Origin of the sequence: Nostocoides vanveenii (assembly GCF_039531165.1) — a bacterium.
Lineage (GTDB): Bacteria > Actinomycetota > Actinomycetes > Actinomycetales > Dermatophilaceae > Nostocoides_A > Nostocoides_A vanveenii.
On record NZ_BAAAPN010000018.1, the window covers coordinates 23,666 to 36,074 of the forward strand.

The 12,409-nt window shown below is 69.2% G+C and carries 10 protein-coding genes; 5 read left to right on the forward strand and 5 right to left on the reverse strand.

Going from position 1 to position 12,409, the window contains the following annotated elements; translation table 11 throughout:
• Positions 1-26: 26 nt before the first annotated feature.
• Positions 27-2,933, forward strand: a complete 2,907-nt coding sequence (gene infB, locus ABD209_RS03490) for a translation initiation factor IF-2 (protein ID WP_344062174.1) — start codon at positions 27-29, stop codon at positions 2,931-2,933.
• A 94-nt stretch (positions 2,934-3,027) separates the two neighbouring features.
• On the opposite strand, the gene ABD209_RS03495 is transcribed toward infB, so the two are convergent.
• The 3 genes from ABD209_RS03495 to ABD209_RS03505 form a co-directional block, all read right to left on the reverse strand.
• On the reverse strand, positions 3,028-4,230 hold the full coding sequence (locus ABD209_RS03495; RefSeq protein ID WP_344062177.1) for a Dyp-type peroxidase: 1,203 nt from the start codon (positions 4,228-4,230) through the stop codon (positions 3,028-3,030).
• Positions 4,227-4,787 carry a copper chaperone PCu(A)C gene (locus ABD209_RS03500; protein ID WP_344062180.1) on the reverse strand — a complete coding sequence of 187 codons (561 nt, stop codon included), beginning with the start codon at positions 4,785-4,787 and terminating at the stop codon, positions 4,227-4,229. Before ABD209_RS03500 ends, ABD209_RS03495 begins: the two co-directional genes overlap by 4 nt.
• A gap of 124 nt (positions 4,788-4,911) precedes the next feature.
• Positions 4,912-5,568 (reverse strand): hypothetical protein, encoded by a 657-nt coding sequence (locus ABD209_RS03505; protein ID WP_344062183.1) that lies wholly within the window; start codon positions 5,566-5,568, stop codon positions 4,912-4,914.
• 117 nt (positions 5,569-5,685) lie between these two features.
• Between ABD209_RS03505 and rbfA the strand changes: the two genes are divergently transcribed.
• From rbfA to ABD209_RS03520, 3 genes are all read left to right on the forward strand, one after another.
• On the forward strand, positions 5,686-6,141 hold the full coding sequence (gene rbfA, locus ABD209_RS03510; RefSeq protein WP_324387721.1) for a 30S ribosome-binding factor RbfA: 456 nt from the start codon (positions 5,686-5,688) through the stop codon (positions 6,139-6,141).
• Complete coding sequence (gene truB / locus ABD209_RS03515) at positions 6,128-7,051, forward strand: tRNA pseudouridine(55) synthase TruB (RefSeq protein WP_344062190.1); 924 nt, start codon at positions 6,128-6,130, stop codon at positions 7,049-7,051. The genes rbfA and truB overlap by 14 nt, the downstream gene beginning before the upstream one ends.
• 62 nt (positions 7,052-7,113) lie before the next feature.
• Positions 7,114-8,064 carry a bifunctional riboflavin kinase/FAD synthetase gene (locus ABD209_RS03520; protein ID WP_344062193.1) on the forward strand — a complete coding sequence of 317 codons (951 nt, stop codon included), beginning with the start codon at positions 7,114-7,116 and terminating at the stop codon, positions 8,062-8,064.
• 469 nt (positions 8,065-8,533) lie between these two features.
• Here the strand turns inward: ABD209_RS03520 and ABD209_RS03525 are convergent, their stop codons facing one another.
• Positions 8,534-8,713: a hypothetical protein gene (locus tag ABD209_RS03525; RefSeq protein ID WP_344062196.1), complete on the reverse strand. Its 180-nt coding sequence runs from the start codon at positions 8,711-8,713 to the stop codon at positions 8,534-8,536.
• A 342-nt stretch (positions 8,714-9,055) separates the two neighbouring features.
• Between ABD209_RS03525 and ABD209_RS03530 the strand changes: the two genes are divergently transcribed.
• The gene (locus tag ABD209_RS03530) at positions 9,056-10,903 is read left to right on the forward strand and encodes an AMP-dependent synthetase/ligase (RefSeq protein WP_344062199.1); all 1,848 of its coding nucleotides are present in this window, start codon (positions 9,056-9,058) and stop codon (positions 10,901-10,903) included.
• Positions 10,904-11,464: 561 nt separating this feature from the next.
• On the opposite strand, the gene ABD209_RS03535 is transcribed toward ABD209_RS03530, so the two are convergent.
• A complete protein-coding gene (locus tag ABD209_RS03535) occupies positions 11,465-12,319 on the reverse strand; it encodes a recombinase zinc beta ribbon domain-containing protein (protein WP_344062202.1) in 855 nt (284 codons plus the stop codon).
• Positions 12,320-12,409: the final 90 nt, after the last annotated feature.

Here is a 12,409-nt window from a genome sequence, read left to right on the forward strand (position 1 = left end):
CGAGGCGGACCGAGTTAAGGAGAAAAGTGTCCAAGATCCGCGTCAGCGCCCTCGCCAAAGAGGTCGGAGTTCCGAGCAAGGTTCTCCTCGAGCGCTTGAACGAGATGGGCGAGTACGTCCGGAGCGCGAGCTCCACCATCGAAGCACCCGTGGTGCGTCGCTACAACGAGAAATTCCCCGCTGCAGCGTCCGCCTCGGCAACCCCGCCGGCCGCCAAGGCGGCACCGGCCGCACCGGCAACCCCTGGCCCGGTCCCCGGACCGCGTCCGGCTCCGGCCCGTCCGGGTGCCCCGGCGCCGGCTCCAGCCGCCCCAACTCCGGCACCTGCTAAGGCGAGTGCCCCGGCGCCGTCCATGCCCGCACCCGGCGCCCGCTCCGGCGCCGCGCCGGCTCCCGCCGCCCCGGCGGCCTCTGCTCCGGTGACCTCTGCTCCGGCCCCGGCTCCCGCAGCTGCGCCGTCGGCGCCGAGCACCTCGGCGCCGTCCGCTCCCGCGCCGCGTGGTGCCACTCCGGGCCCGCGTCCGGCGGCACCGCGCCCGGCGCCGGCAGCCCCGGCCGCCCGTGAGGAGCGTCCGGGCGGGCCTCGTCCGGGTGCGCCGCGCCCGGGCAACAACCCCTTCGCCCCGAGCCAGGGCATGGGCCGCACCCGCGAGGGTGCCGGTCCCGCCGGCCCGCGCCCGGGCAACAACCCCTTTGCGGCCAGCCAAGGTATGCCCCGTCCCCAGAGCCGCGGTCCGCGGCCGGGTGCGCCGACCGGTGCCGGTGGCCCTGGTGGCCCCCGCCCCGGTGGCGTGCGCCCGTCGCCGGGCATGATGCCCGACCGCAGCGCGGTCGCTCGTCCGGGCGATCGCCCGGCCCGCGGTGGCGCCCCCGGCCGTCCCGGCGCGGGTGCCGGTCGTCCGGGAGGCGGCGGCTTCGGCGGTCGCGGTCCTGGTGGCGGTGCGGGCGGCTTCGGCGGCGGTCCCGGTCGTCCGGGCGGAGGTCCGGGTGGCCGCGGTGGCACCCAGGGTGCCTTCGGCAAGGGCGGCGGACGCAACAAGCAGCGCAAGTCCAGGCGGGCGAAGCGTCAAGAGTTCGAGCAGATGTCCGCGCCGACCATCGGTGGTGTCACCGTCCCCCGCGGCGATGGCACGACCGAGATCCGGATCCGGCAGGGCGCCTCGCTGACCGACTTCGCCGAGAAGATCGATGCGAATCCGGCGTCGCTGGTCACCGTGCTCTTCCACCTCGGTGAGATGGCCACGGCGACTCAGAGCCTGGACGAGGACACCTTCAAGCTGCTCGGCGCCGAGCTCGGCTACGACATTCGCATGGTCAGCCCCGAGGAGGAGGAGAAGGAACTCTTCGACTCCTTCGACATCGACCTCGAGTTCGGTGTCGACTCCGAGGAGGAGGAGGACCTGCAGGCTCGCCCGCCGGTCGTCACCGTCATGGGTCACGTCGACCATGGCAAGACCAAGCTGCTGGACGCCATCCGCAACGAGAATGTCGCGGCCGGCGAGCACGGTGGCATCACCCAGCACATCGGCGCCTACCAGATCCACAAGGAGCACGAGGGCGTCGACCGGGCGATGACCTTCATCGACACCCCGGGTCACGAGGCCTTCACCGCCATGCGTGCTCGTGGTGCCAAAGTCACCGACATCGCGATCCTCGTGGTCGCCGCCGACGACGGCGTCATGCCGCAGACCATCGAGGCGCTCAACCACGCGCAGGCCGCGGATGTCCCGATCGTCGTCGCGGTCAACAAGATCGACGTCGACGGGGCCAACCCGAGCAAGGTGCGTCAGCAGCTGACCGAGTACAACCTCGTCGCCGAGGAGTACGGCGGCGAGACGATGTTCGTCGACGTCTCGGCCAAGCAGGGCCTGAACATCGACGAGCTGCTCGAGGCCGTCCTGCTGACGGCCGACGCAGCCCTGGACCTGCGCGCCAACCCCGGCCGGGATGCTCGCGGTGTCGCGATCGAGGCCAACCTCGACCGTGGACGTGGCGCCACGGCGACCGTTCTCATCCAGTCCGGCACCCTGCACGTCGGTGACGCGATCGTCACCGGTAGCTCGCACGGCCGCGTCCGGGCGATGCTGGATGAGCACGGCAACAACCTCACCGAGGCGACCCCGTCGCGGCCGGTGCAGGTGCTCGGTCTCTCCTCGGTGCCGCGCGCCGGCGACACCTTCGTCGTTGCCCCCGACGACCGCACCGCCCGGCAGATCGCCGAGCGGCGCGAGGCGGCCGACCGCCAGGCGAGCCTGGCCAAGGCCCGCAAGCGCATCTCGCTCGAAGACCTCAACGCCGCCCTCGCGGCCGGCAAGGTCGACACCCTCAACCTCATCCTCAAGGGTGATGTGTCGGGTTCGGTCGAGGCGCTCGAAGATGCCCTGCTGCAGATCGACGTCGGCGACGAGGTCGACCTGCGGATCATCGACCGCGGCGTCGGTGCCATCACGATGAACAACATCAACCTCGCGATGGCCTCGAACGCGATCATCATCGGCTTCAACGTCCGGGCCGAGGGCCAGAACGCCGACTATGCCGAGCGTGAGGGCGTCGAGATCCGCTACTACTCGGTCATCTACCAGGCGATCGAGGAGATCGAGGCGGCCCTGAAGGGCATGCTCAAGCCGGAGTTCGAAGAGGTGGAGCTCGGCACCGCCGAGATCCGCGAGATCTTCCGCTCCAGCAAGTTCGGCAATATCGCCGGGTCGATCGTCCGCAGCGGCGAGATCCGCCGCGGCGCCAAGGCGCGCATCACCCGCCAGGGTGTCGTCGTCGCCGAGAACGTCGAGGTGGCCGGCCTGCGGCGCTTCAAGGACGATGTCGTCGAAGTCCGCGAGGGCTACGAGTGCGGCATCAACCTGGGCAGCTTCAACGACCTGCAGCTCGGCGACCTCATCGCCACCTATGAGATGCGCGAGAAGCCGCGGGCCTAACGTCTCGGCTTTCCCGTCCGATCCCACAAACTGCTCGTCCGCAACGGAAGTCTTCCGTTGCGGACGAGCATTTTCCCGTCCGTTTGCCCGCGGGTCAGGCCACCAGGGCCTGGCCCAGGATCTCGCCGTCGCTCGCCCCCGGGAGCATGGCGAAGACGGCCGAGCCAATCGGCCTGGTCCACAGGTTGAGCAGGTCGAGTTCGGCGAGCCGCCGCTGGACGGGCACGAACTGCCGCGCCGGATCGGCGCAGTAGGCCGCAAACAGGAGGCCGGAGTTGCTGAGCGTACCCTCCTCGGGGGGATCGTCATACGAATAGGGGCGTCGCAGGAAGCGCTCGTGCGGCGCGGTGCCGTGCGCCCGACGCAGGTGAGCCGCGTCATCGATGCGATGGAAGCCGAGATCGTCGACCGCGTCGAGATCGGGGGCATCGGTCAGCGCGCGGCCGGTGACCGGCGCGCCGGTGTCGAGGCGTCGGCCGGTCGCGTTCTCGCGGGAGCCGCGATCGACTCGGTCCCAGGTGTCGAGATCCATCGCGATCCGGCGTAGCACCAGCCCGGCCCCGCCTCGCAGCCAGGCAGGGCCGTTGTCGCCCACCCAGAGCAGTCCGGCGTCGATCCCGTGCACGTCGGGCTGAACGGTTCCGTCGACCTGGCCGAAGAGATTGCGCATGGGTAGTCCGCTACCCCCGCCGGCGAAGGGTTCGCGGAAGCCCCGCTGCACCCAGCCCAGGCGCACCAAGTCGCCGGCTGCGGTGATCAGTCGCCGCTGGGCGTGAGCAAGCGTCGTCGGACTAGCTGCGCAGATCTGCAGGAGCAGGTCGGCCTGGCCCCAGCGCGGGTCGAGCCGATCGATCTGGGCGAAGGCAGGCAACGGCGCCAACCAGGCCGGCGCGGGGGCACCGGCCAAGCCCGGAACCCGCGGGCCAATGCCGACGGTCACCGTCAATTGCGCTGTCACAGAAGCCAGCTCGGGCTCCTGATCGACGATGGTGCCCCGCCCGGACATCAGGCGTTCGATGTCGTCAGTCCAGATCGTCAACAGCCGGCGCAGGCTGGCGCGGTCGCTGCCGCCCAGTAGGGTGAAGGCGACAAAGGCGGCATAGGGCTGGGGGTCGTCGGCGATCCCCGGCTGGTGGACGCCCCGGAAGGGCCGGTATGCCGTGGCACCCGCGGCCCTCGATGCCGTGGTTGTCGCGACCGGGGCCGGATCGGAGCCCGTGCATCCGGCCGCGGCCACACCGCCCACCCCCGCGGCCAGCCCGCAGAAGAGCGCGGTGCGCCGGCTGGTCGCGCTCACGAGTGCGTCATTTCGCCCATGCTCGCGGACCCGGACGGCTGGTAGGACTCGTTGGCCCCGGCGAAGGTGCGGACGACGAAAGTGGCGGGCAGCGGGCCCGCGCTGGTCGTCAAGGTGATCGAGACCGGGTCGCCATTCTTCAGGGGCGCGCTGAGCTGCATCAGCATGATGTGGTTCGCCCCGGGTTCGAGAGCGAACTGCTGGGCCGGAGCGAGGGTGAATCCGCCGGCGGCCGGCTGCATCTGCAACTGCCCGTCGGCATTCTTGACTGTCTCGTGGAGTTCGGTCATTCCCGCCGCCGGTGATGACGCAGCGGTGATCCGGATAGCGATGTCGGTGAGGTTGACGAGGGTAGCGAAGCAGCTCGTCATCCCGGCGTCCGCGGCCTTGCACCACGGATCATCGATCCGCAGGGCGGTCGAGGGGCCGGCTGCCGACCCCGCGCGCGGGGTGGGCAGCGTGCTGGAACTCGTAGCGGCGCCGGACCCGCCGCAGGCGGCCAGGCCGGCGAGCGCGAGCGCCGCGAGAATCGGGCGGACAGCGAAAAAGGGAGTCATGGCAAGGCCTTTCGAGGTCAGAGTCGTTTGAACCGCCTCGGCCGTAGCCCCGGGCACCGACGTGCTGCACGCCGGATCGCTGGAGGGCTGCTGAGCCCGGAAGTTGCTGGATCCGACGACGAGGTCAGTGACAGAGGCGCCACGGCAGGGCGGGTGGCTGCAGTAGCAGCCGGGCAGGGCGCGACGCGGACAGCGTCGGCGGACCACGCGTCACGCGGGCACGGTCTGCACCCATCCCCAGGACGTATGCCGTGCCCTCACCGAGCGCCGGCAGGCGCGCAACCTCGTGGCCCACGCGCGGCGAGCCGGGCAGGCGGGGAAGCAAGCGCCGGGCGGCCCAGAGCAGCCGTTCGCCCCACGCCAGGGCGGCCGCCAGCAGCACGGTGGCCAGCAGATGAGCGAGGAGCATCCGCCCGGTGGGCGCCTCCATCGCCGTCAGGGCGGCGCCGCTGCCGGAATGCCCGAGATGCCTGGCGCCGAATACAGTGCCCGCCGACGTGCTGTGCATCCCGGCGCCAGCCGTTGCGTGGGCAGCAGTGAAGACGACATGGCTGATGGCCTGGCCCAGCGCCAGGCAGCCTGTCAGCCCCGCAAATCCGATCCGCCGAACGGCCACGGCATACGCAATGGGCGAGGCCAGCAAAAGGGCGAGCGCACCGGCGACGGGAGGAATCGGCATACCGGCGATCCCGGCGTGGGCCAGCGTGGCCAGGGCTACGGCAGCCACCGCGATCGCGGTGGCGCGCACGAGGCGCGGCCCGGGGGTGCCCGCCTGGATCACCCGGCCAGGATACCCATCGCTGCGAGCGGCCCGAAGGCGTCCGCATCGTGCCGAGGCGTGATGTCACTGACATAGGCTGGCCCGATCCCACCCCCGCGCACAGTGAGGAGATCGACCATGGTCGACACCGGACGCGCCCGCAGGGTCGCCGAACGGATCAAGGATGTCATCGCCGAGAATCTCGACGCGATCGTCAAGGACCCCGACCTGGGCTTCGTGACGATCACCGATGTGCGCGTCACCGGCGATCTGCAGCAGGCCTCGGTCTTCTATACGGTCTTCGGCGACGACACCCAGCGCGAGCACACCGCGCGCCTGCTGGCCAAGAACACCGGCAAGCTGCGCAGCCTCGTCGGCAAGCACCTGGGTATCCGCCTCACCCCAAGCCTGGAGTTCCACCTCGACGCCCTGCCGGACACGGCCGCGCACATCGACGACCTGCTCAAGGCCGCACGCGAGCACGACGCCGAGGTCGCCGCCAGTGCGGCCGGTGCCGTGTATGCCGGTGACGCCGACCCCTATAAACACGAGGACGACGAGGACGAACTCGCCGGCCAGCGTGCCGACGCCTGATCGCCGCCCGCCGGCGCCGGATGGGTTGCTGATCGTCGACAAACCGGCGGGGTGGACCAGCCACGACATCGTCGCCAAGGTCCGCTACCTCGCCGCCACCCGCAAGGTGGGGCACGCCGGCACCCTCGATCCGATGGCGACCGGCGTGCTCGTTCTCGGCATCGGCCGCGCCACCAAGCTGCTGACCTTCCTCGTCGGCTGCGACAAGGCTTATGCCGCGACCATCCGCCTCGGCGCCACCACGGTCACCGACGATGCCGAGGGTGAGGTCGTGACCACCACTGCGGTGGGCGAGTCGCCCGCGGGCCTGCGCGACGCGATTGCCGGCCTCACCGGTGCGATCGACCAGGTGCCCAGCGCGGTCAGCGCGATCAAGATCAAGGGCAAACGCGCGTATGCCCGCGTCCGCGCCGGCGAGGACGTCGCCCTGGCCGCGCGTCCGGTCACCGTCGCGCGCTTCGATGTCTGGGGCGAGCGGCAGGTCATGGTGGACGGTGTGCCGATGCTCGACGTGGACGTCGAGGTCGAGGTCTCCTCCGGCACGTATGTCCGTGCCCTGGCCCGCGACCTCGGCGCCACCTTGGGCGTCGGGGGGCACCTGACGGCCCTGCGACGCGCCCGGGTGGGCCGCTTCGACCTCGGCGATGCGCACCCCCTCGCTGCGCTCGAATCCTGCGCCCCTGAGCAGTTGCCGGTCATCCCACTCGCCGACGCTGCGGCGGCGTTCGCGACACGCCCGGTGGACGCGGACGAGGCGCGGGCGCTGGCATACGGTCAGCGCATCCCGTCGGCGAGCCCGGGGCGAGCAGACCCCGTGGCCGCCATCGGGCCGGACGGCGCCCTGGTCGCGATGCTCGACGAGACACGCGCCATTGCTCAGGCGTATGTCGTGTTCACGCCGGCCAGGTGATGAGGCAGCGCCCGCTTCGGTCCGAAATCGTGTCCCTGGCCGCGTGTTCGTATTGTTGGCTCGTGCATCGCTGGACCGATCCCGCCGACACGCCCGCGGACCTCAAAGGCTGCGTGGCGACCTTCGGCAACTTCGACGGGGTCCACCGCGGCCACCAAGTCGTCATCGCCACGCTCCGGGCAGAGGCAGCCCGGCGCGGCGTGCCAGCAGTCGCACTGACCTTCGACCCGCATCCGGTCCAGGTTCTGCACCCCGAGCGTGCGCCAGAGTTGATCAGTCCCGCCGGTCTACACGAGCGACTGCTCGAGGAGACCGGGATCGACGGCCTGCTCGTCGTGCCCTTCACGCGGGCCTATGCCCAGCAGAGCGCGGAGGACTTCATCATCTCGACCTTCGTCGACGGTTTGGGGGTGTCGGCCCTTGTCGTCGGCGCCGACACCAAGGGCTTCGGGGTCGGCTACACCGGTGATGTCGATCTGATCCGCGAAGTCGGCGACCGTCACGGCTTCGAGGTGATCGTCGTCCAGGATCAAGGCGACGATCGGCGCTGGTCGTCCAGCGCGGTGCGGGAGCATCTGCGTCTTGGCGAGGTGGCTGAGGCAGCCGCCATTCTCGGCCGGCCGCACCGCGTCATCGGCATCGTCGTCCACGGATACCACCGGGGCCGCGAACTTGGTTATCCCACAGCGAATCTCGAGCGCCGCGCGCGCGGCGTCGTGCCCGCCGATGGGGTGTATGCCGGGTGGCTCACCCGTCTTGATATGGACCCTGCGGACCGTGACTATCGGCTGCCCGCGGCGATCTCGGTCGGCACCAACCCGACCTTCGAGGGCACTGAGCGCACGGTCGAGGCCTATTGCCTGGACCGCACCGATCTCGATCTCTATGGCGAGGAGGTCGCGGTCGACTTCGTGGCACACATCCGGCCGACGCTGAAGTTCGACTCCATCGACGCGCTGCTGGAGGCGATGGCGCAGGACGTAGTCGCGTGTCGATCGATCCTGGCTCCCTGACCCAGAGCACAGACCCAGAGCACTGACGCTGCGTCGGTGGCGGCGCATTTCGGTTGGCAATCTCCTCGCTTCTGTGGCTGAGGTCGGCGCGCGACTCTAGGCTGGCCGATGTGCTTCGCCCCAGGGGTGGCGGCGGGGGCCATCGATCGGGGAGGCATGGATATCTGGACCACAAACGAGGAATGATCGAGCAGCCGTCGGCGGCTGGTGTCGCCGGTTGGGGGGTGGCGGACTGGGCGCGGCAGCGGCCGTCGCCCTGCCCCTTGGTATGACGCCGGCCCTCGCTGCACCAATGGCCGTTGCCGCACCGACAGCCGCTGCCAGGGGCACCGCGCCGGCCCGAGCCTGGAAGGCTCCTACCGACCTCCGGGCGGCCACGCCCGGCCAGCTGGTCGGGGCGGGCTACATCGACGATTGGGTCGCGTATCTGACCAATCCCCTCGGCGCGCGGCCGACGCCCATAACGACGCTACCGAGCCACGCCAGTCCAGCCGACGCGCAATTCGACACCGTCGGCGAGCGCAATGCGGTCGGGCAGGTGCAAGGTGACGGCGCCGGGCCCCAGCGGCGGTGAGGAGCGTCCGAGGGTGAGGGGCGGCCATACGGCAATCGCGCCGAGCAGCACCGCAAGGGTGGCGGCGGCGGACACGGCTTGACGCACACGGTGCCGCCGGAGGCCGCGCCCCCACAGGTCCGTGAGCAGGCGCGGCGGTGTGCGGTGGCCCGGGCGGCGGAGCGCAGGAGAGCCCGAAGCTCCGCGTCGGCGCGGCTCGGGTCGAGGTCGGTGCTCATGTCCAGAAGTACGCTCGCTGACGCGATTCGGTTGGGTCGCGCCCATCATGCAGCCCCGAAACCCCGGCGGCGCGGATCGGCTGCCAAGCGTCGATCGCGTCTCACTTGACGCCCGCGGGACTGCGGGACGTGATTTAGCCGCCCGAACATGGCACTATCGGCCCAACACCCGCACACCCAACCGCGAAAGTGGTCGCCGATGCCCGCTACCCAGTCCCTCCTGCCTGCCGACGAAGACCTGGACACCACCGCCCTGACCAGCCGCTCGGCGAATGTGGGCGTGCTCTTCCGGGACCGCGTGGCCAAGACCCCCGACAAGGTCGCCTACTGGTATCCGCAGGGCGACGACTACGCCAAGGTGACGTGGAAGCAGGTCAAGGACCGGGTCTTCCCGCTGGCCGCCGGGCTGATCGCACTCGGCGTCGAGCCCGAGGAGCGCGTCGCTCTTGCGTCCGGCACGCGGTATGAGTGGGCGCTCGCCGACCTGGCGAATATGTGCGCGGGATCGACGACCACCACGATCTATCCCTCGACGATCGCCGACGATGTCGCCTTCATCATCTCCGACTCCGGCAGCGTCGTCGTCTTCGCCGAAGACGAATCCCAGGTCGAGAAGCTGCGCAGCATTCGCGACACCATTCCCTCGGTCCGCAAGGTCGTCGTCTTCGATGGTGCGGGCGACGGCGACTGGGTGATCAGCCTGGAGGACCTGGCCCGACTCGGCACCGACCTGCTCGCCGAGAATGCGCGAGCGGTCGACGAACGCATTGATGCCATCGCCTCCGACCAGCTCGCAACGATCATCTACACCTCCGGCACCACCGGCCGGCCCAAGGGCGTGCGGCTGCTGCACAGCGCCTGGACCTACCAGGCCGCCGCCACCGGCGCGATCCGGATTCTGCAGCCGGACGACCTGCAGTATCTGTGGCTGCCGCTGGCCCACGTCTTCGGCAAGCAGTTGCTGACGATTCCGCTGCAGGTCGGTTTCCCGACGGTCATCGACGGCCGCATCGACAAGATCATCGAGAACCTCCCCAAGGTGCAGCCGACCTTCATGGCGGCCGTCCCGCGCATCTTCGAGAAGGTGCACGGCACGATCTCGGTGATGATGGCCAAGGAAGGTGGGGCCAAGGAGAAACTCTTCCACTGGGCCACCGGGGTAGGTTCCAAGGTCTCCGATGCCCAGATCGCGGGCAAGAAGCCGGGGGCTGTCCTCGCCGCTCAGCACAAGGTCGCCGACAAGCTGGTCTTGTCCACGGTGCGCAACCGCTTCGGTGGGAACGTTCGCTTCTTTATCTCCGGCTCGGCAGGGCTCAACCCCGAGGTCGCCCGCTGGTTCCACTCCGTGGGGCTTTTGGTCGCCGAAGGCTACGGTCTGACCGAGACGAGCTCCGCGGCATACGTCAATCGGCTGGTGGCCTACAAGATCGGGTCGGTCGGCTGGCCGCTGCCCGGGCTGGAGACGCGGATCGCGGACGACGGCGAGATCCTGCTGCGCGGTGAGGGCATCATGCAGGGCTACCACAACAATCCCGAGGCTACCGCGGAGGTGCTCGACGCGGACGGCTGGTTCCACACCGGTGATATCGGCGAGTTGGACGACCGGGGCTTCCTGAAGATCACCGACCGCAAGAAGGACCTCTTCAAGACCTCGAACGGCAAATACGTCGCGCCGTCGCAGCTGGAGTCGACCTTCAAGGGTCTGTGCCCGTATGTCAGCCAGATCATGGTCCACGGCAACGATCGCAAGTTCGTCAGCGCGCTGATCACCCTGGACCCCGACGGCATCGCCGGTTGGGCGGCTGCGAACGGTCTCGAGGGCAAGTCCTATGAAGAGATCGTCTCCTCGCCGGCCGCCAAGGAGATGGTCCAGGGCTATGTCGACCAGCTCAACGCCGGCCTCAACCGGTGGGAGCAGGTCAAGGCCTTCACTATTCTCGGCAGCGACTTCTCGGTCGAGGGCGGCGAGCTTACGCCGAGCCTGAAGGTCAAGCGCAAGGTGGTCACCGAGATGTACAAGAAGGACCTGGACTCCTTCTACAACTAATCCACGCTTTCCCCGGATGCGGTGCCGTGACCCTCGGCCGACTGTCGACGTCGGCCGGCGGTCCCGGTTCTCGTCCACATTGCACAACAGAGGTTCCCGTATGCCGTTCCAGCCCCCCGCCCCCACCACCCGTCGCGCCGCCCTCTTGTTGCCGACCCTTGCCCTCGCCGGCGCGGCCCGGCCGGCGTGGGCCGACGACGCCGAGCGCGCGATCGTCACCACCGGCCTGCAGGCGACCGCCCGCGCTGCCGTGTGGGTCAAGCACGATGTGCCCTACAGCCAAAGCGCGACCTTCGACGGCTACCGCACCGACTGCTCCGGCTATGTTTCAATGGCGTGGGGTCTGGCCCGGCCGGGCCTGAACACCCGGACCTTGCGCCGCGTGGGTGACTTCATCACCAAGCCGGAGTTGCGCCGTGGCGACGCGCTGCTGAGCCCGACCACGCACGTGGTGCTCTTCGACAAGTGGGCCGACGCCGGGCGCACCAGCTACTGGGGGTATGAGGAGTCCTCGTCCCAGGGCGCCGTCTATCGGGTGATCCCGTATCCCTACTGGCCGGGCTATGGCCAGTTCAAGCCCTTCCACAAACGCGGCATGAGCCCGACCAAGACCGTCTTATTCGAACCGTTGATCCAACGGTCCGCGAGTAGGACGGTCTTGTCATTTCTGGAGGGCTCGGTGACGAAGCGAAGTGGTGACGGTTGCGCCCGCTCATAGCGGGTGTCACTCGAGAACGCGGCCTCGAGGCTGCTCCGCCATGCCTCGGCCCCGTCCTGGAGTTCGACCACTGGCGGGGTCGTGATGTAGGTGCCGACTCCATCCTCGTTCAGGTAGATGCGCTCGAGTAGTGCGTCGTTCAACTTCCGCCGAGCCGAGCCTTTGATGCCTTCGTAGAGTGCCGCCGGGTCCTCCAAGAGGTCGACCAGCATGCGTAGCGTTTCGGCGCCGACAAGCAGCTTCTCGCCGGTCTCAGTCAGTCCTGTCTCGGCACTCTCGCGTTCGGCCTGGATCCTCCGTAGTCGTTCCTTGATCCGTTCTTTCGGCATCGCGCCGTCTGCCGCCAAATCGAGCAATCGGTCTTCCTGCACGCCGAGTCGCTGCAGCTGCGAGCGGTAGTTCTCATGGAGTTCTCGGACGGCACTCTGCTCCTCGGACAAAGTCGTGTCGATTTCCGTCCTTACCGCGCTGGAGAAGTCTTCGCCGAGGGCGAGGTGCGGGTACAGATCGATGACTGCTTGCTCGACAACATGAACGGGCAGGAACGGCAGGTCACACAGTTTGTCTTGCCGCGCGCGGCAGAAGTAGTACTCGAACATATCGCCACGTCGACCCTTGACCTGGGTGTAGATCATGCGGCTGGTGCGGCCTACCTGGTGGCAGCGATCACAGAACAGCATTCCCTTGTCGACGGACACGAGAAACTGCCCGGAGACGGCCATGAAGCTGCCCGCCGGCGGTCATGAGTTCTGCCCGCTGACGGTCATGGGATCTGCCCGACACGACGT